The 22,442-nt window shown below is 60.2% G+C and carries 24 protein-coding genes; 10 read left to right on the top strand and 14 right to left on the bottom strand.

Annotated features, from left to right (window positions below):
- Position 1 precedes the first annotated feature (1 nt).
- Positions 2 to 187 carry a tautomerase family protein gene (locus MPAL_RS00100; RefSeq protein ID WP_012616735.1) on the bottom strand — a complete coding sequence of 62 codons (186 nt, stop codon included), beginning with the start codon at positions 185 to 187 and terminating at the stop codon, positions 2 to 4.
- A gap of 116 nt (positions 188 to 303) precedes the next feature.
- On the opposite strand from MPAL_RS00100, the gene MPAL_RS00105 reads away from it, so the two are divergent.
- On the top strand, positions 304 to 1,611 hold the full coding sequence (locus MPAL_RS00105) for a hemolysin family protein (protein WP_012616736.1): 1,308 nt from the start codon (positions 304 to 306) through the stop codon (positions 1,609 to 1,611).
- Here the strand turns inward: MPAL_RS00105 and rnhC are convergent.
- The 3 genes from rnhC to MPAL_RS00120 are packed head-to-tail and all read right to left on the bottom strand — an operon-like array spanning position 1,605 to position 4,402.
- Positions 1,605 to 2,561, bottom strand: a complete 957-nt coding sequence (gene rnhC / locus MPAL_RS00110; RefSeq protein ID WP_012616737.1) for a ribonuclease HIII — start codon at positions 2,559 to 2,561, stop codon at positions 1,605 to 1,607. The two genes, MPAL_RS00105 and rnhC, sit on opposite strands and share 7 nt — an antisense overlap.
- Before the next feature lie 18 nt (positions 2,562 to 2,579).
- Positions 2,580 to 3,173 carry an RPA family protein gene (locus tag MPAL_RS00115; RefSeq protein WP_012616738.1) on the bottom strand — a complete coding sequence of 198 codons (594 nt, stop codon included), beginning with the start codon at positions 3,171 to 3,173 and terminating at the stop codon, positions 2,580 to 2,582.
- Positions 3,170 to 4,402, bottom strand: a complete 1,233-nt coding sequence (locus MPAL_RS00120; RefSeq protein ID WP_012616739.1) for a nucleotide-binding protein — start codon at positions 4,400 to 4,402, stop codon at positions 3,170 to 3,172. The genes MPAL_RS00115 and MPAL_RS00120 overlap by 4 nt, the downstream gene beginning before the upstream one ends.
- A gap of 136 nt (positions 4,403 to 4,538) precedes the next feature.
- Between MPAL_RS00120 and MPAL_RS00125 the strand changes: the two genes are divergently transcribed.
- Complete coding sequence (locus tag MPAL_RS00125) at positions 4,539 to 4,730, top strand: DUF1858 domain-containing protein (RefSeq protein WP_012616740.1); 192 nt, start codon at positions 4,539 to 4,541, stop codon at positions 4,728 to 4,730.
- Between the two features lie 54 nt (positions 4,731 to 4,784).
- On the opposite strand, the gene MPAL_RS13985 is transcribed toward MPAL_RS00125, so the two are convergent.
- The 5 genes from MPAL_RS13985 to MPAL_RS00150 all read right to left on the bottom strand — a co-directional run bounded on the left by MPAL_RS13985 (position 4,785) and on the right by MPAL_RS00150 (position 8,990).
- Positions 4,785 to 5,642, bottom strand: coding sequence for a cysteine-rich small domain-containing protein (locus MPAL_RS13985; RefSeq protein ID WP_012616741.1), 858 nt, complete (start codon positions 5,640 to 5,642; stop codon positions 4,785 to 4,787).
- Positions 5,639 to 6,001, bottom strand: coding sequence for an anaerobic ribonucleoside-triphosphate reductase (gene nrdD / locus MPAL_RS00135; RefSeq protein WP_012616742.1), 363 nt, complete (start codon positions 5,999 to 6,001; stop codon positions 5,639 to 5,641). The genes MPAL_RS13985 and nrdD overlap by 4 nt, the downstream gene beginning before the upstream one ends.
- A 97-nt stretch (positions 6,002 to 6,098) precedes the next feature.
- On the bottom strand, positions 6,099 to 6,749 hold the full coding sequence (pyrF, locus tag MPAL_RS00140) for an orotidine-5'-phosphate decarboxylase (protein ID WP_012616743.1): 651 nt from the start codon (positions 6,747 to 6,749) through the stop codon (positions 6,099 to 6,101).
- Positions 6,742 to 7,677, bottom strand: coding sequence for a deoxyhypusine synthase (locus MPAL_RS00145; protein ID WP_012616744.1), 936 nt, complete (start codon positions 7,675 to 7,677; stop codon positions 6,742 to 6,744). Before MPAL_RS00145 ends, pyrF begins: the two co-directional genes overlap by 8 nt.
- A 65-nt stretch (positions 7,678 to 7,742) precedes the next feature.
- Entirely contained in the window at positions 7,743 to 8,990 is a 1,248-nt protein-coding gene (locus MPAL_RS00150; RefSeq protein ID WP_012616745.1) for a tRNA(Ile)(2)-agmatinylcytidine synthase, read from the bottom strand.
- A 49-nt stretch (positions 8,991 to 9,039) separates the two neighbouring features.
- Between MPAL_RS00150 and MPAL_RS00155 the strand changes: the two genes are divergently transcribed.
- Both MPAL_RS00155 and thsA read left to right on the top strand, forming a co-directional pair.
- Complete coding sequence (locus MPAL_RS00155; RefSeq protein WP_012616746.1) at positions 9,040 to 9,951, top strand: transcriptional regulator; 912 nt, start codon at positions 9,040 to 9,042, stop codon at positions 9,949 to 9,951.
- Positions 9,952 to 10,007: 56 nt separating this feature from the next.
- Positions 10,008 to 11,663, top strand: coding sequence for a thermosome subunit alpha (thsA, locus tag MPAL_RS00160; protein WP_012616747.1), 1,656 nt, complete (start codon positions 10,008 to 10,010; stop codon positions 11,661 to 11,663).
- A 171-nt stretch (positions 11,664 to 11,834) separates the two neighbouring features.
- On the opposite strand, the gene MPAL_RS00165 is transcribed toward thsA, so the two are convergent.
- The 4 genes from MPAL_RS00165 to cutA form a co-directional block, all read right to left on the bottom strand.
- On the bottom strand, positions 11,835 to 12,119 hold the full coding sequence (locus MPAL_RS00165; RefSeq protein ID WP_012616748.1) for a DUF1894 domain-containing protein: 285 nt from the start codon (positions 12,117 to 12,119) through the stop codon (positions 11,835 to 11,837).
- A complete protein-coding gene (locus tag MPAL_RS00170; RefSeq protein WP_236610404.1) occupies positions 12,116 to 12,643 on the bottom strand; it encodes a DUF1890 domain-containing protein in 528 nt (175 codons plus the stop codon). Before MPAL_RS00170 ends, MPAL_RS00165 begins: the two co-directional genes overlap by 4 nt.
- 39 nt (positions 12,644 to 12,682) lie before the next feature.
- Positions 12,683 to 14,245, bottom strand: a complete 1,563-nt coding sequence (locus tag MPAL_RS13990; protein WP_012616750.1) for a hypothetical protein — start codon at positions 14,243 to 14,245, stop codon at positions 12,683 to 12,685.
- A gap of 236 nt (positions 14,246 to 14,481) precedes the next feature.
- Positions 14,482 to 14,826 (bottom strand): divalent-cation tolerance protein CutA, encoded by a 345-nt coding sequence (gene cutA / locus MPAL_RS00190; RefSeq protein ID WP_012616751.1) that lies wholly within the window; start codon positions 14,824 to 14,826, stop codon positions 14,482 to 14,484.
- A 105-nt stretch (positions 14,827 to 14,931) separates the two neighbouring features.
- On the opposite strand from cutA, the gene MPAL_RS00195 reads away from it, so the two are divergent.
- The 5 genes from MPAL_RS00195 (at position 14,932) to MPAL_RS00215 (ending at position 20,509) form a co-directional block, all read left to right on the top strand.
- Positions 14,932 to 16,080: an LL-diaminopimelate aminotransferase gene (locus tag MPAL_RS00195; protein ID WP_012616752.1), complete on the top strand. Its 1,149-nt coding sequence runs from the start codon at positions 14,932 to 14,934 to the stop codon at positions 16,078 to 16,080.
- On the top strand, positions 16,077 to 17,366 hold the full coding sequence (gene lysA / locus MPAL_RS00200) for a diaminopimelate decarboxylase (RefSeq protein WP_012616753.1): 1,290 nt from the start codon (positions 16,077 to 16,079) through the stop codon (positions 17,364 to 17,366). The genes MPAL_RS00195 and lysA overlap by 4 nt, the downstream gene beginning before the upstream one ends.
- A gap of 19 nt (positions 17,367 to 17,385) precedes the next feature.
- A complete protein-coding gene (locus MPAL_RS00205; protein WP_012616754.1) occupies positions 17,386 to 18,666 on the top strand; it encodes an OB-fold nucleic acid binding domain-containing protein in 1,281 nt (426 codons plus the stop codon).
- A gap of 164 nt (positions 18,667 to 18,830) precedes the next feature.
- A complete protein-coding gene (gene radA / locus MPAL_RS00210; protein ID WP_012616755.1) occupies positions 18,831 to 19,814 on the top strand; it encodes a DNA repair and recombination protein RadA in 984 nt (327 codons plus the stop codon).
- Positions 19,808 to 20,509, top strand: a complete 702-nt coding sequence (locus MPAL_RS00215) for a phosphoglycolate phosphatase (RefSeq protein WP_012616756.1) — start codon at positions 19,808 to 19,810, stop codon at positions 20,507 to 20,509. Before radA ends, MPAL_RS00215 begins: the two co-directional genes overlap by 7 nt.
- A 55-nt stretch (positions 20,510 to 20,564) precedes the next feature.
- On the opposite strand, the gene MPAL_RS00220 is transcribed toward MPAL_RS00215, so the two are convergent.
- Positions 20,565 to 20,825, bottom strand: coding sequence for a PRC-barrel domain-containing protein (locus MPAL_RS00220; RefSeq protein ID WP_012616757.1), 261 nt, complete (start codon positions 20,823 to 20,825; stop codon positions 20,565 to 20,567).
- A 500-nt stretch (positions 20,826 to 21,325) separates the two neighbouring features.
- On the opposite strand from MPAL_RS00220, the gene MPAL_RS00225 reads away from it, so the two are divergent.
- A complete protein-coding gene (locus tag MPAL_RS00225; RefSeq protein ID WP_012616759.1) occupies positions 21,326 to 22,276 on the top strand; it encodes an ion transporter in 951 nt (316 codons plus the stop codon).
- The last annotated feature ends 166 nt before the right edge of the window (positions 22,277 to 22,442 follow it).

Raw genomic sequence — 22,442 nt, forward strand, 5'->3', positions numbered from 1 at the left:
TTCAGGATTCACTGAGAAGGACTCCGCTCTTGGCGATGTTCTCCTTCTTCAACTCCTGGATCATGACGGTGATCATCCCGGGGTCGATATGGAAGTTCTCCGCAATCGAGTGTGTGATATCCTGGGCGACTTTCCGTTTCTGGTCGAGGCTCCGCCCCTCTGCCATCTGTATCGTTACCACTGGCATACCCTGATCAGATCAACCTGGGGGGATATCGCGGTTCCGGTTGTGGGATGGCCAGCGGATCCTCTCCGTTCCTCGAAGCCTATTTATCAGACCGGCGTCCTCTTTCTGATAACGTTATGGCGGCACTCATTGAGATCGGTATCATCCTTCTGCTGATCCTCTTCAACGGCCTCTTCTCGATGGCAGAGTTTGCGATCGTATCAGCCCGCAAGATCAGGCTCTCCCAGCTGGCTGCGGATGGGGATAAGCGGGCTGCAGTGGCCCTGGAACTTGCCGAGGAGCCGAACCGTCTCCTCTCTGCCGTCCAGATCGGAATCACTGTCATCAGTATCGTCTCCGGTGCCTATGGTGGGGCAGCCCTCTCCGGGTACGTGGCGGCACCCCTCAAGTCGATCCCGGAGGTGGCTCAGTACAGCGACCTTCTGGCCCTGGTGTTGGTTGTCGCTGCCATCACCTACTTGACCCTGGTCTTTGGGGAACTGGTCCCAAAAAGGCTCGCCCTCACGAATCCGGAGCAATTTGCGGCGTCGGTCGCGGTCCCGATGAAGTGGTTCGCCTGGGTGGGATCTCCGCTCGTTTCACTCCTCTCGTACTCCACCGATCTCGTGCTGGCAATGCTCGGGGCAAAGAATTCGTCAGGGTCCCCGGTGACTGAGGAGGAGGTGAAGCTCCTGATACGGGAGGGGACACAGGCGGGGGTCTTCCTGGAGGAGGAGCAGGCGATGGTCAGCCGGATTCTCCGTCTTTCAGACCGGCGGGTATCCGGGCTGATGACACCACGACCTGAGATCACGGCGATAGATCTCCGGAGTCCAGATCTGGAGCAGATCGCCCTGATGCGGGCCAGCGGCCACTCGTACTTTCCGGTGATCGACGGTGATCTGGATCGGATCCGGGGGATGGTCTCGGTCCGGGACCTCTGGGCCCGGATGCTCGATGGTCAGGAGGCCACAGTCAGGGGCGCCCTGAGCGAACCACTTTATATCCCTGAGTCAGTGCCAGCGCTGAAGGTGCCGGCCCTCTTCCGGGACGCCGGTCTTCATCTGGGTCTGGTCACCGACGAATATGGATCGGTGCAGGGCCTGGTCACCCCGCACGACATCCTGGAATCGATCGTCGGGGTCCTCCCCTCCCCAGATCAGGAGGCCGAGCCTGAGATCGTTCAGCGGGATGATGGCTCCTGGCTGGTCGACGGGATGCTCCCGCTCGACCAGTTCCGCGATGTCGTGCCGCTTGAGGACCTGCCGCTCGAGGAGAAGGGGTATTACCATACGATCGGCGGACTTGTGATGATGCATCTTGAACGGAGGCCGCAAACCGGGGACCGGTTTACCCATGGGGACTTGCAGTTCGAGGTGGTGGACATGGATGGCAACCGGGTCGACAAGGTGCTGGTCACCCAGGTCGATGAGGCAGATCAGTAGTCTCTGCAGATCTTTGAAGTGGTCCGGAAGTGAATTTTTGCCACCGTCCGGAGCACGCCAGAGCCGTATCGATCGACCATCTGCGCAGCCTGTTTGGTCACGCCTGCAGAAGCCCCTTTTAACAGATGGACGTTGTACGGCATGCCGAGCAGGTCCAGGTCCTCAAGGAACCGTGCCCGGGCCAGCACCGAGGCCGCCGCTACTGGAGTCTCCTGCTCTGCCCTGGGTCGCTGAACGACCCGAAGACCGGGGTACCGGACGGCGAGCAGATCGTCGAGTACCCGTTCCCCGGCGAACTGGTCGACGAGCACTGTGGTGCACCCGCTCTCTGCTGCCACCCTCTGGATCGCTTCGGCATGGACCGATGCGAGGAGGTCGTTCAATGTTCCACCGGCTCTGGCTGTGGCCGCATACCGGGCGTTATACTCCTCTGGGAGGAGAACCTTCACCGAGATGCTGACCGCTACCTTTCTGACCACGGAGGCCAGGGACAGGTTCTCCTGGTCGGAGAGCGCCTTGCTGTCCGTCACCCCAGCCGCCCTGAGCCTGGCGGCGCCCTGCTGATCCAGGCAGACGGCAGCCACGACCAGCGGTCCGAAGTAGTCCCCTTTGCCCGATTCATCGCTTCCGATCAACAGCGGAAGGGCGGCCAGGTTCTTTAGTGTACCGGATGGATCTGCTGTCTGCGGAGTCGACACCTCTCTGCCGGCGATCGCCGCCTTCAGGGCCGCCTCGGCCTGGCTGTTTCTTACCTGCGAGTAGTCGACCGTGACCGCCCCGGACTTCTTCTGGTAGACCCTGAGCAGGGTCGACCACTCGCTGGTGCTGACCTGGAACTGGAACCCGTAGGCGATCGTCCGTCTGGGTCCGGCCTGGATCCCGGCTGCATTCAGTCTGGTTGCGATCTCCTGGTAGAACTCGTCAGGGGGTGATGCCTGGAATAAGGACATAAAAAAAAGGGGACCTGATCAGATGTTCATCTGGGTCAGGGCGTTGTAGACCATGCTTCTGAACTGGGCAGGGTCCTGGGTGTACTGCTCTAGGGCCGTCTTTGAATCGGGGGTGGTGCCGTAGGCATCGATCCGGTTCAGCGTCGCTGCGGCCGCATCGAGCACCCAAAGATCCCTCGTCTCCTTGTCCACGACCGTCACCGATTCGGCCTTCACCGAGATGAGCTTGGTTCCGTCAGGGGTCTCGTAGATGTTCGGCTTGCCGATGACGGCGACGAAGGCCGGAGTCTCAATCTTTGCCAGTTGGAGCATCGCCTCCTGCTGGTAGTTGCCAGCCATGATGAAGGTGGTCCCGCTCGGGTCCACCACCCGTGCCCGGTAGAAGGCGTTCTGTTCGCCCTGCCGCTGCTTTTCGGTCATCGTCCCGACCAGGAAGACCCGGTTGCAGCGTTCGCCTGTCGGGAGGAGCACGAAGGTCGGGCTCTTCTCTTCGGTCCCCTCCTTGAACTGATACCTGGTCTCGCGGAGTTCCTGTGCAAAGACCCGCCGTGCCGGCTCCCGCTCGAACCGCTGCTCTCGCCGGGGGAATGGTGCACTCTTCTCTGGGGTCATGCCTGTTCACCTCCGGCACGGTTGATCAGCGCAGCCAGGGCTGTCTGGTCCAGGTGTTGCGGTTCGCACTGGTTGACCAGCATCACCTGATCCATCTCCCGGCCTCTGCAGGTCAGGTACCTGCCCATCACGGTGTTGCAGAGGTGATAAAAAACCTCATCAGCTCCGAGCGGGTTGTTCTCTGCCATCTCCTGAGCAGCCTCCAGGGTCATCCCGGTCACCTGTTCGGTCACCTCGCGCTGCATCAGCACGTTCCTGGTCTTCTCGCCGTCGTCGAGCACACCCTTGATCCGGAGGTCATACCGGAACTCCGGCTGCATCTCGTGGATTGGGCAGTAGTTCTGCCTGGAGAGGACCCGGTTGCACCCCTCTACCGGACAGCGCTTGACCAGCCCGGAACCTTGGCTGATGTGGACGAGCGCCCCTGAGAAGGCTGCTCCCCCGGTTCCGACCTCGATATCCCCCTCGTCAGGGATGACAGTCGCGCTGTTCAGGTTCAGCGAGAGACGGCCGTTGTACTCGTCGACCTGAGCATAGTAGATATTGTAGACGGTGTCAGGGAGGAGCTTCTCCTTTCCTTCTCCTTCCTCGCGCCATATCGTGAACTTCAGCGTCCCGGACTCGTCGCCGATGATCCCGGTCTGCAGCATCCGTTCATGCGAGGGCTCCCACTCCTGCACCATCTTCACCCGCACGCTGCCGACCCCTGGATGGAGGGTCTGCACGGGGATTATCGTCGGCACGAGTGGCTGATCATGGGTGACATGGCTGACGGTCGTTCCGGAATGAACCTTCACATTCGGAACGCTCCGGAACTCGTCGACCACAGCTGATTCGAGTTTGTACCACTCCCCTAAGTCGAGGAGTGGCGCTCCTGCCTTGGCCCAGATCACAAACTGCATCGCCCCGGTGGAGTCCGCGAGGATCCCGGTCTGTCCGATCGCAGGGGTACGTGGGATGGTCAGGGAGACCACCTTCCCTTCGATCGTGACCCACTCACCTGGAAGCACCTCACCCAGGCCACGGAGGTCTGAAGCCATGCTGACCACGCCGGTCAACTGAAACTCCTTGGCGAGTTCGTTCATCACGGTCCGCTCTGCCTCGGCAGGCTGGACCCCAAACTCCTCGATCAGGCGGCGGAGCTTCGCTTCGATCGCTGCCTGGTCGGGGTTTTTGCCTTTGGACTGAATCTTCTGGGAGATTCTCTCAGCTATTACGGAAATATCCATACTTACATCTCCACGTTAGGAATGGATCTGTCAGGATAAATACCCTCAACGCTGCGGGGTGAAAATGAGTTGTCCTTACCCTGTCATCTGCCGGAATCGACAGATGTTTAAACGAACCTGTATTCACAGTACAGGTATGGCGTTAACAGCTGACAGCACAATCTATGATCTCCTCCAGGAGAAGCCGGAATCGACAGCGATCCTCTTCAAGTTCGGGATGGGCTGCGTAGGGTGCTCGATCGCCAAGGGCGAATCGATCAAGGAAGCGGCGATCGCACATGGCATTCCGCTCGACGAGCTCGTCGCGGCCCTCGGCATCTCCCAGTAACCCTCTTTTTTTGGTGTAGAGACACCTGTCTATGTTCATGCGATCTTCTGACCGTCAGGTTTTGGATTGTCCGATCAGGTGTCGGTGCACCTGTTTGAGTTCGTTGAGCGAGGCCATCGGATTCCTCTGCAGGTAATCGGCGACCACCGGCTCGTGCACCAGGGTGCACTCACTGCAGTTCCAGACCGTCTTCCCACTTGAAGCGATCACCTGCTGGCCGAGTTCATCGTCATTACAGGGGTAGAACGGGCAGTAACAGTACCTGCAGGACTGCCCCTTCATATGACACGGGTAGTACGGACAACCTTCAGGCTGCCAGGTCACCCAGTGGTTCCCACCAAACCGGCTGTAGATCGAGAAGGCCGGCCGGCTCAGGGCGGTCTGGTCCTTCGGTAGGGAGAGCGAGCGCCGAAGAAGCGCTGTCCCTGTCGCTTCGATGACCGCAGCCGTCACCTGCGCGTCCTGGCCGGTCCTGGCCGGAGATTCTGTTTCTTCCTCGGTGGCCGCCACCACCTCCACCCGGTACCCTGGCGTTCCAGCCTCTTCGAGCACCCTGTCGACTGCGGCTACGGCAGTCTCCAGGATCCCGGCCAGCAGACCCGGTCCGGCCCGATTTGAGACGATCACCACACTCACCGATGACGGCCCAGCATGGGCGAAGGCGGTCACCTGATCACAGCGTGCGACCGCGGCGGTGTTGATCATCCCTGCCGAGAAGAGGGTGTACACTGGTCCAACCATCCCGGCTCTGGCTGCAGTCAGTTCTTCAACCCGGCTCTGGTCCTTCTCTTCTACGGATGTGACCCTGATCATCACCAGGGGGACGGTCATCAGCAGGGCTGGATCATGCTGGACTGCAACCGTGAAATGACCGCGGAGAAAAAGGGTGGTATCGTCGAGATAATATCTCATGCAATGGTGTAGTGGACCCGGTCCTTCAGTTCCTGCTGTTTTCCTGCATTCCAGCCGGAGACATCCTGAAGGTAGCCGGTGACCCGGCTGATCTGCACCACATCGTGGGACCCGCAATCCGGACAGACCGCCGCCCCACAGAGTGGACAGTACTCGATCCCTGCGAGCACCTCATGTGAACAGTGGCAGTGGTCGAGCGGACACATGATCTCTGGGTGTGCCTCGCCACAGTTCGGGCATGGGCTCTCGTCCACGATCAGATGGCATGTGTGACATTTGTACCGCCGTTCCTCCAGGGGGGTATCGGTGAGTTTGCGGTATTTTGCGGCGAGCTTCCGCTGTTCCTCGCTCCATTCCATAGTATTCAATGGGAGAGACTGCTTTTAAAACTTTCAGCCTCAAAAAAGATCAGCAATGGTTCGATCATCTCAGCAGACTCATAGGGTTCATCACTGATCAGGATGATCGTTCATCATTGACGATCGCTGCCATCACTGCTGCCTCTTTTGCAGGGTCAGCCGCCCCGTAGATCGTCCTGCCGACGATCACCCCTTCGACCAGCGGGAGCACCGAACGAAGGTCGCCGCCCTGCGTACCAATGCCGGGGCTGTAGATCTTTCTCGATCGGACCACACTGCGGAGGGCCCGGATCCGTTCCGGTCGGGTGGCCGGGGCGATGATCCCGTCGGCCCTGCATTCCACCGCCAGGGTTGCGATCTGCTCGGCCACCCCGCGGGAGAAGAACGAGAGGGCCCCTGGGTGGGACATCTCCGCCACCACGAAACATTCTCCACCATAGGCATGGGCCGCGTCTACACAGGCCTCCACGGCGTCTCTGCCGGTGAATCCGTGGCAGATGATCGCATCGAACCCGGCCGAGAAGACCTGGTTGGCGATCAGCCCGTTGGTGTTGGGGATGTCGGCCACCTTGAAGTCCGCGATCAGCGGCAACCCGAGGTCGGCGAGGTCCTTGACGACGCCCAGACCCGCCGAGAGGATCAGTGGGTAGCCGAGTTTGATGGCGTCCAGCGAGGCCGCGCAGGACTCGGCCACCTCGCGGGCATACATCGGGTCGAGCAGGTCGAGGGCGAGGATCAGATCAGCCATGGAGCATCTCCTCGAGGGTTGCGGCCACGATCAACGGGAAGGTGATCGTCGCGTCGGCATAGACGGTGACGGCCTGCCCCTCCTCGGTGATCTTACCCCAGGACCTGGCCTCGTCGAGGGTCGCCCCGGAGAGACCGCCGAGGTCGGGTCGATCGCCGGTCAGCTGGACCGCGTACGAGAAGCCATTCGGGGTCATTAGCATCGACTGGAGGATGAAGTTCTTCGGCACCCCGCCGCCGATCAGAAAGGCGCCGGCTTTTTCGGTCGCAAAACAGCGGTCGAGCAGGGCCGGCATGTCCTTAAAGGCGTCGATGGTGACCTTGTGCGTCTGAGAGAAGAGCCAGTACTGCAGCCCGAGCATCGAGTCCTGCAGGGCCGGGCAGTAGACCGGAATGCCGGCCCTGGCTGCCTCAGCGAGGATCCCGGTCTTCAGGTGGAGGCCGATATGCCGCAGGAGTTCACTGATCGAGATCACCGAGCCCTCCTCGAGATCCCCGTAGACCTCCTGCATGAACTCCTCGAAGTGGATGAAGGCCTCGTTTGGGAGGAAGACATCGTAGATACGGTTGATCTCTTCGTGGAGGAGTTCGACATCCGAGCAGTCGGCCGTGCCATGGTAGTGGTGGCAGCCGATCGCCTCGATCACGTCGTGGGTCAGGTTCGCACCGGTGGAGACGAGCAGGTCGATATGCCCGTCCCGGATCAGGTCCGATACGATCCCGCCCATCCCTGCCGGGACCATCGCTCCGGCGAGGCCGAAGAACTTGGTCGTCTCGGTGTCCTCAAGCATCCTGCGATAGATCGTCACCGCTTCCGCCAGCGATCCCCCGTTGTACGCCCCAGCCCCTCTCAGTGCGGCGACGAGCGCCCCGACGCTCATCCCTGCTGTGAGGTGCGCCTGTTTGACCGGCTCATTGCATCCCTTCATAGTCGCCACCTGCGGATGCAGGAATGTTGGTCCTCATCAAAGATAACTCCTCGCAGCCCCCAGGTTCACTGTTCAGGGCAGGGGTCCGGAGCAGGGCCGGTTCCCCTGCAGAGGGGCTTTGCCAGGTGCCGGCGAGCCACCGAAGGTACCTCGTACCATCTGCAGGCGAGGGTTCGCTGCTGCATCTTCACCTCGGGCTCTGCGCTCTTTTCGCCACAGTGCCGGCACTTGTACCCCTGTCCGCGGCCTGCACTGGTCATCCGCCGGGTGCAGGCAGCACAGAGCGGCGGCCGGCGGGTCACTGCGTCAGCCATCGTCCGGACCTGCAGTTTCTCCAGGTTCAGTGATCCCCCCTTGTAACTCCCGGTCACCGCCACCTGGTCTCCCGGGATGAGGGCTCGGATGATGTCGCGGAAGCCCTTTGTTGGTTCGTAGGCCATTGCCGGCAGGGTCGCACCGTCCTCCCCTTCGAGGAGCAGGGTCACATGCCCGCCCTGGCCGGTGACTGGCACTGCGGTGACGGTCCCGTCCAGACGGTACGACCGCCCGTCGAGCAGTCTGCCGATCACCCCTTCGACCAGGTGGGCATCGGTTCCCTGGTTGGTCCGGTAGATCTGCTCGAGGGCTGGCAGTTCGGTCTCCAGGTACGACCTGGCCAGCGTCACCCAGGCAGGTGAGACCCCCCGGATTCCGAAGAGGACCGGGTCGGGGGTGTGCGGCACGCAGACCACCGTGCTGTTCACCGTATCCACCGTGTCCCATGTCTGCGGGAAGGTCGCCGCCTCTGCCGTAAAGAAGGACTCTTCGTCGATCTGTCGGTGGGTCCCCCAGCAGGACGGGTCCCGGTAGGCGAGCAGTTCGGCGGTCGAATCGGGGAGGTCGCTCGCAATCGCCGCTGCCGCCCCGATCAGTCCTCTCCTGTTCTTATAGCCCCGGTACCGGGCGCCCCAGGTCTCCAGCACCGCCTCTGCCTCGGCGATCGTGCAGAAGTCCTGCAGTGCCTGGTGATAGAAGGCAGGGTCGGGCCGTTCAGCCACCACCGCCACGCCGGGGTTCGTCTCGACCCCATCGAACTCCGCCAGTTCCTCGACGGCAGCACAGGCGAGTGCGAACCCCTCCTCCAGATCTCCATCAGCCTCGATGGCGATGGCTGCGTTTCCCCTGGTCTTGAACTTGACGTTGGGGTTCAGCCGGATCAGCCGGACCTCTCTGACCGTAAACCCAGCCTTCTTCAGCCGGCTGATCAGCACCGCCCCGAGGTAGGTGGTGCACATCCCCTCCCGTGAATCGGTGTCGTCGATCCCGATGATCATAACCTTATTCTTTATTAGCCCGTTGGGCCTATATGCATTCGTCAGGTCAATGGTGCAGGATCGGCTCTTCCAGAAGGCGATCAGCGTGCTGCTGATCGCCGGTTATGAGGTCTCGGAACGATGTGCGATACGTCCACGTAGTTTTGACCTCATCGCTGAGAAGGGCGGCCTGCTGCTGATCATCAAGGTCTCGTCCCCGATCGATAATGTCTCTGAAGAGATCGCAAGGGACCTCGACCTGATTGCCGGTCATCTCGAAGGTTCTCCGTTGATCATCGGCGGCCGGGCTCGGGATACGGATCTTGAGCGGGGTGCGGTCTACCTGCGGTACGGGATCATCGCCATCAACCCCGAGACCCTGTACGACTACTTGGTCGACGGGATCCCGCCGCTGGTCTACGCCTCTCCAGGGGGGCTGTACGTGAATATCAACGGGGATGTCCTCCGGGGGCTGCGCGAGCAACGGAACATGTCCCTCGGGGATCTGGGTGCGGTGCTCGGTGTCTCGCGGCGGACGATCAGCAAGTACGAGAGCGGGATGGGGACCACGCTCGAGATCGCCATCAAGATCGAGGAGGTCTTTGACTCGGGGGTGATTGAGTCGATCGACCTGTTGAAGTACACCTCCCACTTTGCAAATAAGCCACAGGAACGGCTCCCTGTCCAGGCACTGGCCGTGCTCGAGCGGATCGGGCTCGAGCTGCATGCGCTCCGGCGTGCACCGTTTCAGGCGCTGGCCACCTTTGAAGGGGAGATGATCCTGACCGGGTACGGTACGGCGCAGAAGGTGGTCAAGCGCGCCGGTCTGATCGGAAATCTCTCTGCGATCACGCATACGCACGCGATGTGCGTGGCGATCGATGGTTCGATCCGGAAGAAGGTCGGGCAGACGCTGATTATCGGCGAGGAGGAACTTCATGACATCGAGGACGGCGAGGAACTGATTGAACTCTTCGATTAGACGAAATTTTTATATAGAACCACAAACCAAATTTATCGCTACATAAGGTGATAACTTTGTCTCAACAGCTTGCAGGACAGCCAATCTTTATTCTTAAGGAAGGGAGTTCACGGACTCGTGGACGCGACGCGCAGGGGAACAACATCAATGCAGCCAAGGCTGTTGCGAATGCAGTCAGGACCACGCTCGGACCAAAGGGCATGGACAAGATGCTCGTCGACACCATCGGTGATGTCGTAATCACCAATGACGGTGTCACAATTCTCAAGGAGATGGACATCGAGCACCCGGCCGCAAAGATGATGGTCGAGGTCGCTAAGACCCAGGACGATGAAGTCGGTGACGGAACCACGACCGCTGTCGTGATCGCCGGCGAACTCTTAAAGCGTGCAGAAGACCTTCTTGACCAGGACGTTCACCCAACCGTGATCGCTCACGGATACCGGATGGCAGCAGAGAAGGCTCAGGAGATCCTCGCCGAGATTGCGATCCCGGTGAAGGCCACTGACCTCGCAATGCTGAAGAAGATCTCAGAGACCGCGATGACCGGCAAGGGTGCAGAGGCTGCCAAGGACAAGCTCTGCGACCTGGTCGTCAGGGCAGTCACGATGGTCGCCGAAGAGGATGGCACTGTCGACAAGGACAACATCAAGGTGGAGAAGAAGGTCGGCGGTTCGATCCAGGACTCCGAGATCATCGAGGGGATGCTGATCGACAAGGAACGCGTCCACCCAGGGATGCCAAAGAAGGTCGTCGGCGCGAAGATTCTGCTCTTAAATGCAGCGGTCGAGTTCAAGAAGACCGAAGTCGATGCTGAGATCAACATCACGAGCCCAGACCAGCTCCAGTCATTCCTCGACGAGGAAGAGCGGATGATCCGGACCATCGTCGAGAAGATCATCGCCAGCGGCGCGAACGTCCTCTTCTGTCAGAAGGGTATCGACGACATTGCCCAGCACTACCTTGCGAAGGCAAAGATCTTCGGGGTCCGCCGTGTAAAGAAGAGCGACATGGAGAAGCTGGCCCGTGCGACCGGTGCCACCATGGTCTCTTCGATCGACGCGATCAGCAAGGACGAGCTCGGCACTGCAGGGCTCATCGAGGAGAAGAAGGTCTCCGGCGAAGAGATGATCTTCGTCACCGAGTGCTCCAACCCCAAGGCGGTCTCGATCATCGTCCGCGGTGGGACCGAGCACGTCGTCGACGAGCTCGAGCGTGCGATGGAGGATGCTATCAGGGTCGTCTCCGTCGTCATCGAGGACAAGAAGCTGGTCGCCGGCGGCGGTTCACCAGAGACCGAGCTCTCCCAGCGCCTGAAGATCTATGCGTCCAGCGTCGGTGGCCGCGCACAGCTCGCCATCGAAGCCTTCGCCAGCGCCCTTGAGATCATCCCGAGGACCCTTGCGGAGAATGCAGGGCTCGACCCCATCGATATGCTCGTCGAGCTCCGTGCAGCCCATGAGAAGGGACAGAAGACCGCAGGTCTCGATGTCTACGAAGGCAAGGCAGGGGACATGCTGGCAGCAGGGGTCATCGAGCCGCTGCGGGTCAAGACCCAGGCCATCTCCAGCGCTGCAGAGGCAGCTGTGATGATCCTCAGAATCGACGATGTCATCGCATCGTCCAAGTCAGCAGCCCCAGAAGGCATGCCACCAGGTGGAATGGGCGGCATGCCACCGGGTATGGGCGGTATGGGTGGCATGGACTACTGAAGTCCAACCCCTTACCCCGATTTTTCATCAGTGGGCAGAGAGCCTGGCGGGGCGAAGCCCCCCAAACTTCATGATCCCAGGGTCTGGCCGAAGAGCCAGGAACTCTGGAATCGACCTTTTTTGAGTTCCTTGAATCAAATGTGATAAAAAAGAAGAGTGAATCTCTTCGCTTCAGCGTTTCTGCTTGGGGAGAGCCCGGAGCTTCTCGATCTCCTCCTTTCCTTCCGCCCGGAGGAGGAAGGTGCCGCGGCAGGGCTTGGTGTACGGGAAGATCACATCGTCGCCATCGACGCCGATGGTGACTGGGGGCACCCCGATCAGGTAACTCTCGAAGAGCCGATACCCAGGTTGGACCTCGTAGTACTCGGAGAAGTGCGCCCTGATGTACTCGCTGCTCTCCTTGAACGAGGCCCCCTGGAGGAGGACCTCGTAGTTGATGTTGTCGATGCAGCTCATGCCAGTACCTCCTTCAGTTTATGCACCAGTGGCATCGGGTTATGGACGGCCTTTGCGACGACCTTCTCGCAGGGGAAGGTGATCGTGGCCGCCACCTCCTCGGCATGCTCGCCATAGATGACGGCGATCAGTCTTCCACTGGAGATGGCCGACATGGTGCCAGCGTATGAGACCCCGCCGTCGTTGTGGACGAAGACGAAGATCTCGTCGAAGTCGCGTTCCTTCTCTGCGATCGCCGCAATACAGGCGTCGAGGTCGATGGAAGTTCCGATGTAGTGCCCTTCGGGGTCGGCGACGTCGATCAATTTTCTAGCCGAGGTGGTCCCGGCGATGGTTGGCAGGACCCCGTGCGCTTTGAGGGCGTGGCAGAGATAGATCGCGAGACTGGTCTGCACCGGCACCTGCGGGCACCCGAGCAGGATCAGTGCGGTCGGTGCGTTCTCTCCTGTGGTGGTTTCTGTATCCATTGCAGCACTCCAGTCCGGGCTGTCCGGGGCAGCGCCTGCCCCAGAGACCCGGGTCATGTACTCTAGTATCGTGGGGGGAGAGATAATACCCTCCTTTCACTCCTCCTTTCTGCGGAGGCCAAGCCCGATCAGCCCGAGCCCAACCAGCAGCGGCAGGAGTTCAGGCCCTGACTTCTGGGTCGTCGTAGGGGTGAGGGGTGTCAGGTTCGCGATGATGTCGACGGTCTCTCCTTTGGCAGGATGGGTCGTGATGTTAATCGTGAGGGGAGAGAATCCCTCCCCGGTGACGGTGATGTTCTTGAATGGGGTGCCGGTGACATACACCATCACCTTCAGGGTCCCGTTGGTGATGGTCCCTTCAGGGGTGGAGTCGAAGGAGACGTTGGCCCCCTCGGCATTGGAGTGGATGAGGTACCATCCCTGGTCTCCCCCGATCAGGGTGTTGGTGGTGGTCTGGACTGTAGTGGTGTTGGTGGTGGTCGTCGTGGAGAGCGGAGTCAGGTTCGCATAGAGATCGATGATCCCGCCCTTGGAGGGTACTGAGGTGATCTGGCCGGAGAAGGGTTGGTATCCGTTCTTGGTGGCGGTGAAGGTCTTATAGGGTGTACCGGTGGTATAGACCTGTACCTTGAGGACCCCTCCCTGAATCGTTCCCTTGGCCGTTCCATCGAAGGCGATCGATGCCCCGTCGACGTTCGAGTGGACGAGATACCATCCCTGGTCTCCGCCGATCACCGAGGTGTCATCGTTCGAGGCGGTGGTGGTCAGGGGTTGGAGAGTCGCATAGAGGTCGATGGTCTGGTCCTTTGCCGGGTAGCCGGTGATCTGACCGTTGTAGGTCTGATACCCTGCCTTGGTGACAGTGAAGTTCCGGTACGGTGTGGCGGTGGTGTATACCTGCACCTTGAGTACGCTGTTCTGTGTCGTCCCCATCACCGTGCCATCGAAGATGACAGTCGCCCCGTCAACGCCGGCATGGACCAGATAATATCCCTGGTCCCCGCCGATCAGCGTCTGCGCGGTGGTGGCGTTGGCAGTGGCAGTGACTGTGGTGGTGGTCAGGGGCTGGAGTGTCGCATAGAGGTCGACGGTCTGGCCCTTGGCTGGATGATCGGTGATCTGTCCGTTGTAGGTCTGATACCCTGCCTTGGTGACGGTGACGTTCCGGAACGGTGTGGCAGTGGTGTAGACCGGGACGTTCAGCACACCGTTCTGTGTCGTTCCCATCACGGTATCATCGAAGGTGACGGTCGCCCCGTCAACGCCCGTGTGGACCAGATAGTATCCCTGGTCCCCGCCGATCAGCGTCTGCGTGGTGGTGGTCGTTGTGGTCAGAGGCTGAAGGGTTGCTATGAGGTCGACGGTCTGGTCCTTTGCCGGGTAGTCGGTGATCTGACCATTGTAGGTCTGATACCCCACCTTGGTGACAGTGAAGTTCCGGTACGGTGTGGCGGTGGTGTATACCTGCACCTTGAGTACGCCGTTCTGTGTCGTTCCCATCACCGTGCCGTCGAAAGTGACGGTCGCCCCATCAACGCCGGCGTGGACCAGATAGTATCCCCGGTCCCCGCCGATCAGCGTCTGATCTGCGCCCATGACCCCGGTGGGGATGAGGGCGACGATCAGCAGTGCAATCAGGAGTGAAGAGCGGGGAATCATATCAATCCCCTCTCACGGGCGCAATACCTGCTCTCTTCTTCTGCGATTCCTGCCGCTGTGATCGAACAGATCACGATGGCGCGATGGTACAATTGAATCATCTGATCCATAGATGGATCACTGTTTCCACTGAGTTTAAACGTGCTGATTTGATCTTCTTGAGGATCGACTCTGGAGGCAACGAACTCCGGCATCATCTCCGTGATGGTCCAGTTCTCTGTAGCAGGGTATGTGGATCACACCGGCGGCTCTCCGGTCATCTCCCTCACCCAGTCGAGGTATGGGACCGACCCACCGATGATCGGCAGGGCGATCACCTCGGGAACCTGATAGGAATGGTGGCTGCAGATGGCCACAGTTATCTGCTCGGTCAGGTCGGCGGTGGTCTTGATGATCAGCAATTCTTCAGGTTCGTGGTGAACAGTTCCCTCCCAGCGGTAGAAGGACTGCACCGGTATCACATTCACACAGGCCGCCAGGTGTCGTTCGACCAGGTACCTGGCCAGGTCGCCCGCCTCGCTGGCCGGTGCGGTCGAGAGGATCACGACTGCACCCCCCTTTCCATCGCACTCGTCATTCATAGACAGAGAGAACACCGCCACCGGCTTAAATCCTGCCCCCAACCAGCCAGGGGAATGTCCTTGATCTGTCAGGTTAATTATCGGTGAACCACCAATAGATCAGCAATGTATGCACAGCGCATGGGTTCTCTCCCACCCTATCTCTTCGCCCGTATCGATGCGATGAAGGCAGAGAAGATTGAGCAGGGCGTCGATATCATCGACCTCGGTGTCGGTGACCCGGACCTGCCGACTCCGCCCCACATCGTTGAGGCCCTCTGCACGGCCGCACGGGACCCGAAGAACCACCACTACCCCTCGTACGCCGGGCTGCCGGCGTTCCGCTCGGCGGTCGCCGACTGGTTCCAGCACCGGTTCCATGTCACCCTCGACCCGAAAGATCAGATCCTCTCGTTGATGGGCTCGAAGGATGGGATCGCCCACATTCCCGAGGCCTTCATCAACCCCGGCGACGTGGTGCTGGCTCCTAGCCCAGGGTACCCGGTCTATCGGACCTCGACCCTCTTCGCCGAGGGGACGATCCATGAGATGCCGCTCACTGCTGAAGCAGGGTTTCTGCCGGTCCTCGATGACATCCCAAAGGAGGTCGTTGCGAAGGCGAAACTCCTCTTCCTGAACTACCCGAACAACCCGACCTCGGCGGTCGCCCCGATGAAGTTCTATGACGAGGTCGTCGCCTTCGCCCGCGAGCACAACATCGTCGTCGTCTCCGATAACGCCTATTCTGAGATCTCGTACGACGGCTACAAGTCCCCCTCGTTCCTCAAGGCCGACGGGGCGATGGAGGTCGGTGTCGAGATGCACTCCCTCTCCAAGACCTACAACATGACCGGCTGGCGGCTCGGGATGGCCGTCGGCAACGCCGAGATCCTGGCCGGCCTCGGCCGGGTGAAGACCAATGTAGACTCCGGGGTCTTCGATGCGGTGCAGCATGCCGGTATCGCGGCCCTCTCCGGCTCGCAGGAATGTATCGGCGAGGCCTGTGCAGTCTATAAGGAACGGCGCGACGTACTCGTCAATGGACTCCGATCCCTTGGTTACCAGGTGACCGCTCCGAAGGCGACCTTCTATGTCTGGATGCCGGTCGACGACTGCATGGCTTTTGCGGCCCGACTGCTGAACGAGGCAGGGATCGTGGCGACGCCCGGGCTCGGGTTTGGTTCGTCGGGTGAAGGCTACGTCAGATTCGCCCTTACCCGACCGGTGGAGCGGATCCAGGAAGCCCTCGACCGGATCGCGGGGATGAGCCGATGATCCTCCCCCCACACTTCTCGATCAGGGGCGGCGATCTCTTTATCGAGGGACAGAACTGCGTGGACCTGGCCGAGCAGTATGGCACCCCACTGTACGTGACCAGCGAGGACCGGATCCGAACGCAGATGCAGGGTTATCGGGACGCCCTCTCCTCGTATTATTCTGACATATCGGTGCTGTACGCGGCCAAGGCGAACGGCAACCTGGCGGTCTTCCAGATCCTGGCCTCAGAAGGGGCTGGCGCCGATGTCTTCTCATCAGGGGAGGTGGCGCTGGCCCTGAAGGCCGGTATGGACCCGCACAAGCTCCTCTTCAATGGCAGTTCCAAGACCCTCATGGACCTCGCCCTTGCGGTGGAGCTTGGGATCCGGGTCTCGGTGGACTCGCTCGACGAGCTCCACCAACTCGACGCCGTGGCGGCTGAGGCCGGAAAGGTCGCCGAGATCGCGTTTCGGGTGAACCCGGCCCTCGAAGTGCCGACGCATCCCAAGATCGCCACTGGCCTCGCCTCCAGCAAATTCGGGATCCCGCATCAGCAGATCCCGGCGGCCTATGCTGAGGCGCTCGCCTGCAGTAACATAAAACCGGTTGGGATCCACTGCCATATCGGCTCGCAGATCCTGGACGTCACCCCCTTTGCGAAGGCGGCCGAGGTGATGGTCAGGATCGCCAGGGAGATCACCGACCTCGGGATCAAGCTCGAGTTTCTGGACCTGGGCGGCGGCCTCGGGATCCCGTATAACCACACCTCCGAGACGGCGCCGTCGCCGGCAGAGTACGCAGCAGCCGTAATGCCGGTATTTCTGGCCGGGATAAAAGAGTGCAACATCCACCCAGAACTCTGGGTGGAGCCGGGGCGGTCCCTGGTCGCCGACTCGACGGTGCTGTTGGCCACGGTCAACTCGGTGAAGAAGGCCCACAAGACGTTCGTGAACGTGGACGCCGGGTTCAATCTGCTGATTCGGCCGGTGATGTACGACTCCTACCATGAGATCGTCGTGGCCAACCGGGCCGACCAGCCGATAGCCGGGACGTACACGGTCGCCGGGCCGATCTGTGAGACCGGTGACCTGCTGGCGGTTGACCGGGCGCTGCCGGGCGTCCAGGAGGGCGACCTCGTCGCCGTGCTGGACACCGGGGCCTACGGGTTCTCGATGTCCTCGCAGTACAACAGCCGGCCCCGGTGTGCCGAGGTGCTGATCCGGGGTGGGGATGCCGCCCTGATGCGCAGGGCAGAGACGGTCGACGACCTGCTGGCCTCGATGGTCACCCCTCCCTGGCTCTAAACCAGACGAGTCTCTTCCCATGCAGTTTCACTATGCCCTGGTCGACGATCTGATGACCGGGTCCGAATTCGAGGCGAAGGTCGAGGCGCAGATCGCGGCCTGCGGCGACCTGATCGACGAGCAGACCGCGGCGATGCTGGTGGTCCGGGACGCTGGCCGTCAGCATCAGAAGATCCGGGACCTGGCCGGCCGGTCCAGCCTGGTCCTCTTCTTTGCGAGGCTCCTCTCAGTCACCCCTCCGCGCGCGTTCACCCGGAAGGACGGGAGCGAAGGGATGGTCTCGACGATGACCGTTGGGGACGAGTCGGGCAGGATCGAGGTGACCCTCTGGGACGAGCGGGCAGAGGCCGCGGCAGAACTCGAGGTTGGCGAGGTCTTTGAGATCATCGCGAAACGATCTGAGCGGCGGGCCGGCGAGTTCACCCTGATGGCCATGCAGAAGGCGGCCTGCGAGATCCGGTGCCAGGCGCCGCAGCCTGTGCAGGAGGGGGAGGATGCCCCTCCAGAACTGGTCGTCAGGCTGCTGGCTTTGGAGGAGCTGCGGACCTTCTCGCGGCGGGACGGGACGACCGGGGAGATGGTCGGGGCCCTGATCGGTACCGAGGCCGGGACGGCCCGGCTGGTCTGCTGGTACCCCCCGCTCCTCGACGGGTTCACGGCCGGGGAGGTGATCCGGCTGGTCGGGGCGACCCGAAACCACCGCTCTGAACGGCCGGAGTACATGATCAGCGAGACCGGGGAGATCACGGCCACCGATCAGGAGGTGACGGTGCCCCTGACCCCGCTCTCGGCGCTGGTCCCGGACCAGACCTTCTCGGTTGCCGGGACGGTCCACGCGATCCAGCCGGCCCGGGAGTTCGTGACCAGGAACGGATCCCGTTCCTGGGTGCGGAACCTGATCATCGGGGATAAGGAGACGGAGGTGCCGGTGGTGCTCTGGGGGGACCATGCCCTGCAGGGGATCAGTGTCGGGGAGGCTCTCTCTCTCTACCACCTTTCGGCCCGGACCGGTCGTTCTGGTTCCCTGGAACTGAGTGCCGGCTGGGGGAGCGTGATCATCACCCCGGCACCCCCGCCCGAGGAGGTGATCTTCTCCGGGACGGTGATCGTGACCAGGGCGGGTACCTTCCTGGATACCGACGACGGCCGGTACCTGCTGACCGGCGGGGCGCCGCATGGCCGAACGGTGGAGGTGACCGGGGTGTTACAGGGTTACCGGCTGACCCCGGCCAGCACCCGGCTGCTGGTTCCTGACTATGCTGCCGTGAAAGAGCGGATCAGACATCTTATCGACGGGTAACGATACTCTTCCAGAACAGGATCGATTACTTTCACCCTGCATGGTCGTCTGGCTATATGCTGAAAGGTGCATAGTATATATGGTGAAACCGGGAATGCCTGATCGGCGCCCGGCGACTATCGATACGGGCCGGTGCCAGGGGCACGCGCCCGGAGGTACATTACATGGCAGCAGGACCGCTTGAAATTGAAGACCTGCCCGGTGTCGGCCCGACTACGGCCGAGAAGCTCCGCGATGCAGGATTTTTAACCGTTGAGAGTATAGCAACGGCTTCCCCGACCGAACTTGCAGAGGCTGCAGAGATCGGCGAGGCGTCAGCCAAGAAGATCATCAAGGCTGCACGTGAGATCGCCGACATCGGGGGGTTCAAGACCGGACAGGATGTCTTTGAACAGAGAAAGAATGTGCGCAAGCTGAAGACCTTCGTCCCTGACTTCGACGAGCTGCTCGGAGGTGGCGTCGAGACGCAGGCCATCACCGAGGTCTACGGTGAGTTCGGGTCTGGGAAGAGTCAGATCGTCCACCAGATGGCCGTGAACGCCCAGCTCCCCGAGAGCGTCGGCGGGCTGAACGGCTCGGCGATCTATATTGATACCGAGAACACGTTCCGGCCTGAACGGATCGAACAGATGGTGGCAGGGCTCGACTTTCCTGAACTTGAGCTCCCCAGCTTTGAGGAGTTCCTCAACAACATCCATGTGGCCAGGGCGCACACCTCGGACCACCAGATGCTGCTGATCGATACGGCCCGAGAGCTTGCCGCAGAGTTGAAGAACAGCGACCACCCGGTGAAGATCTTCATCATCGATTCGCTGACCGCCCACTTCCGGGCTGAGTACGCCGGCAGGGGTACCCTCGCCACACGGCAGCAGAAGTTGAACCGGCATATGCACGAGTTCTTCAAGCTGATCGACGAGCACAACGCCGTCGGTCTGGTCACCAACCAGGTGATGTCCAATCCGGCGGTCTTCTTCGGGGATCCAACCAAGCCGATCGGGGGGAACATCGTCGGCCACACCGCGACCTTCCGGCTCTACCTGCGCAAGAGCAAGGGCGGGAAGCGTATCGCCCGGCTGGTCGACAGTCCGAACCTGCCTGAAGGGGAGGCCCCTTTCATGGTGGAGGAGGGTGGTCTCAAGCCGTGCTGAAGGCTGTCGTCACCGATGTCGACGGGACGATCACTGATCAGCGCAGACGGATCAGCACCTGCGCGATCGAGTGTATCAGAACGCTCGTCGATGCCGGGGTCAGGGTGGTGCTTGCCAGCGGCAACACCCCCTGTTTTATGAATACGCTCACGAAGATGATCGGCACCGACGGTACGTTCATCGGAGAGAACGGTGGGGTGTATCGTATCGGGTTCACCGGGGACCTGCAGGTCCGGGGCGACCAGCAGGTCTGCTGGGACGCCTACCACCTGCTCAAGTCCCACTTCGACCAGCAGGGGATCGCCCTCGAACTCTTCGGAGCGAAGGAGCGATTCGCCGATCTGGCGCTGGCCAGGAATGTCCCGGTGGACGAGGTCCGCATCCTCCTCTCGAACAGCCCGGTGCAGGTGCTCGACACCGGGTTTGCCCTCCATCTGCAGTCGCTCTTTATCAGCAAGGCGACGGCACTGGAGGAACTTGCTTTAACACTCGCTCTCCCTGCAGATCAGATCCTTGCAGTTGGAGACTCAGAGAACGACATCCCGATGCTGCAGTGGGCCGGCACCGGTATCGCGGTCGCCAACGCCAGGCCGGCCGTCCAGACGGCGGCCACCCATGTGACCGCTGCACGATATGGCGAAGGATTTGTGGAGGCGGTCAGGCACGCCCTCCCGTCCCTTTTTGAGAGAGCCTGACGTGAGATAGTCCCCCCCCAAAAAAAGGTCTATTGAATCGGTTATAAGATATGGATTATGCAGACGGTGACTTGGAGAGGAACCGATCCACGACGATATAGTCCTTGATATCCTTGACCGCTTCGAAGGGGATCATCATACGATCGCCGTCGATCCGGTATCCTGTCGCATCGAAGGTGCTGTCAGGCTTCACGATCAGATCGATCACCTGCCCGCTGTCCAGGTCAACCATCACGTTCTTGAGGGTGCCTATCACCATACCATCATTGCTCATCACTTTTTTTCGGGAGAGGCTCCGTGAGAATGTACTGACCATAAAAAAATGTCTAAACTATTAGTATTTATAATGGTGATATGCAAGGGGACGATCTCCTGATCATTTCACTCATAAGCCGGGATCCTGCCCACAATTTCGGTAAGATATCGATGCATCATGATCACCCCCTGTCGAAGACCTGATCGTCCGGGGGATACCCGGTTCATGATAAACGATAAAAGATGAGATATCTATGAGATATACTATCTCGGACCTCTTCTGGTCCTGTCATCATCGGCCCCCTTCAGTGGTAGAGAGACTAAAAAAGGTCTTGACGAAGACGACGAGCCGGAGAACCCGATGGGTATCGGCCGGTCGGCTTATGAAAAGATCCGATCCGGTAAACAGGTCGGTCAGATCGCGCGGGTCCTGCAGTTCGATGATGAATGCCGGTTCCGGTATCTGATCGAATAACATCCATTCATCCAGATTTCGTTGCATCGCAGTGATAGACCCGGTTTGCCTCGTCTCATAAAAGGGATTGCAAAAACGGAGTACCCATGTCAGAAAATCCAGAACACCCGACAGAGAAGATCACCACGGGACCGTCCCGCTATGACCAGATAAAGGCCCGGGTCCGTACGATCCTCAATGCATCCCAGGACAGGGATCGAACAACACTGCTCATCCAATCCTTCCTCGCTGTCGTCATCCTTACCAATACGATCGCCGTCGTTGTCTCGACCATACCGGATTTCCCCCTCCAGTTTCTGGTCTTATCGGTCATCGTGGTCTGTCTCTCCATTTTTTCTATCGAATATATCCTGCGGCTCTGGTCATGTACCCACAGCGGCACGGTCAGGGGCAGGGCGATCGATCGCCTGCGTTATGCAATTCAGATCTCCATGATCATCGATCTCATCTCGATCATCCCCATCCTCTTCTTCTATCTCTTCCCCCGGATCCCTGCCCTGCTTCATCTCTTCATGCTCCTCTCGATCTTCAAACTGGTGCGCTACAGTCGGGACTCAGAATCACTCAAACAGTTACGCCGTGTCATCTTCAAGAAGCGGGAGATCATCTCAATTCTGGGAATTTTTCTGATCTTTGAGATCCTCTTCTCCTCGACGATCATGTACATTATCGAAAACGCAGCACAGCCGGATACATTTTCGAGCATCCCTGCAGCCATGTGGTGGGCGGTGATGACGGTGACGACTGTGGGATATGGAGATATTATCCCCATCACTCCCCTGGGAAAGATCATCGCAGGTATGGTGACGATCGGGGGCGTCTTGCTCCTCGCCCTCCCCTCTGCGATCCTTGCTTCTGGATTTATGGAGGAGCGGCAGAGAGAACAGATGGTTCGGGATCATCCCGGGATCGAGGCTGGGATTTCGCTGCTTGAACGGGTGGGAACCTTAAAAGAGCGGGGGCTCATCACCGAAGAGGAATTTGACGAGTATAAGGTACTCGTTCTGCTCGGATTGCACGAAGAAGAGAAAACTTGAAGAACGCTCGATAAAATTCCGCCAGCCTGATGGCCATCAAACCTGATAATAATCCCGGTCTTCTTTCTCCTTTAATCTCCGGCAATCCCGTTGAGCCATATCACCTCTTCTCTTCTGGTCAGCAGCACGACGTTGCAATACCCTGTTATCTGACGACATTCCCTGC

Origin of the sequence: Methanosphaerula palustris E1-9c (assembly GCF_000021965.1) — an archaeon.
GTDB classification, from domain to species: Archaea; Halobacteriota; Methanomicrobia; order Methanomicrobiales; family Methanospirillaceae; genus Methanosphaerula; species Methanosphaerula palustris.

Coding starts and splice junctions, on each gene's coding strand:
- MPAL_RS00100 (WP_012616735.1), bottom strand. CDS start 187: ATGCCAGTGGTAACGATACAGATGGCAGAGGGGCGGAGCCTCGACCAG.
- MPAL_RS00105 (WP_012616736.1), top strand. CDS start 304: ATGGCGGCACTCATTGAGATCGGTATCATCCTTCTGCTGATCCTCTTC.
- rnhC (WP_012616737.1), bottom strand. CDS start 2,561: ATGTCCTTATTCCAGGCATCACCCCCTGACGAGTTCTACCAGGAGATC.
- MPAL_RS00115 (WP_012616738.1), bottom strand. CDS start 3,173: ATGACCCCAGAGAAGAGTGCACCATTCCCCCGGCGAGAGCAGCGGTTC.
- MPAL_RS00120 (WP_012616739.1), bottom strand. CDS start 4,402: ATGGATATTTCCGTAATAGCTGAGAGAATCTCCCAGAAGATTCAGTCC.
- MPAL_RS00125 (WP_012616740.1), top strand. CDS start 4,539: ATGGCGTTAACAGCTGACAGCACAATCTATGATCTCCTCCAGGAGAAG.
- MPAL_RS13985 (WP_012616741.1), bottom strand. CDS start 5,642: ATGAGATATTATCTCGACGATACCACCCTTTTTCTCCGCGGTCATTTC.
- nrdD (WP_012616742.1), bottom strand. CDS start 6,001: ATGGAATGGAGCGAGGAACAGCGGAAGCTCGCCGCAAAATACCGCAAA.
- pyrF (WP_012616743.1), bottom strand. CDS start 6,749: ATGGCTGATCTGATCCTCGCCCTCGACCTGCTCGACCCGATGTATGCC.
- MPAL_RS00145 (WP_012616744.1), bottom strand. CDS start 7,677: ATGAAGGGATGCAATGAGCCGGTCAAACAGGCGCACCTCACAGCAGGG.
- MPAL_RS00150 (WP_012616745.1), bottom strand. CDS start 8,990: ATGATCATCGGGATCGACGACACCGATTCACGGGAGGGGATGTGCACC.
- MPAL_RS00155 (WP_012616746.1), top strand. CDS start 9,040: ATGGTGCAGGATCGGCTCTTCCAGAAGGCGATCAGCGTGCTGCTGATC.
- MPAL_RS00165 (WP_012616748.1), bottom strand. CDS start 12,119: ATGAGCTGCATCGACAACATCAACTACGAGGTCCTCCTCCAGGGGGCC.
- MPAL_RS00170 (WP_236610404.1), bottom strand. CDS start 12,643: ATGACCCGGGTCTCTGGGGCAGGCGCTGCCCCGGACAGCCCGGACTGG.
- MPAL_RS13990 (WP_012616750.1), bottom strand. CDS start 14,245: ATGATTCCCCGCTCTTCACTCCTGATTGCACTGCTGATCGTCGCCCTC.
- cutA (WP_012616751.1), bottom strand. CDS start 14,826: ATGAATGACGAGTGCGATGGAAAGGGGGGTGCAGTCGTGATCCTCTCG.
- MPAL_RS00195 (WP_012616752.1), top strand. CDS start 14,932: ATGTATGCACAGCGCATGGGTTCTCTCCCACCCTATCTCTTCGCCCGT.
- lysA (WP_012616753.1), top strand. CDS start 16,077: ATGATCCTCCCCCCACACTTCTCGATCAGGGGCGGCGATCTCTTTATC.
- MPAL_RS00205 (WP_012616754.1), top strand. CDS start 17,386: ATGCAGTTTCACTATGCCCTGGTCGACGATCTGATGACCGGGTCCGAA.
- radA (WP_012616755.1), top strand. CDS start 18,831: ATGGCAGCAGGACCGCTTGAAATTGAAGACCTGCCCGGTGTCGGCCCG.
- MPAL_RS00220 (WP_012616757.1), bottom strand. CDS start 20,825: ATGGTCAGTACATTCTCACGGAGCCTCTCCCGAAAAAAAGTGATGAGC.
- MPAL_RS00225 (WP_012616759.1), top strand. CDS start 21,326: ATGTCAGAAAATCCAGAACACCCGACAGAGAAGATCACCACGGGACCG.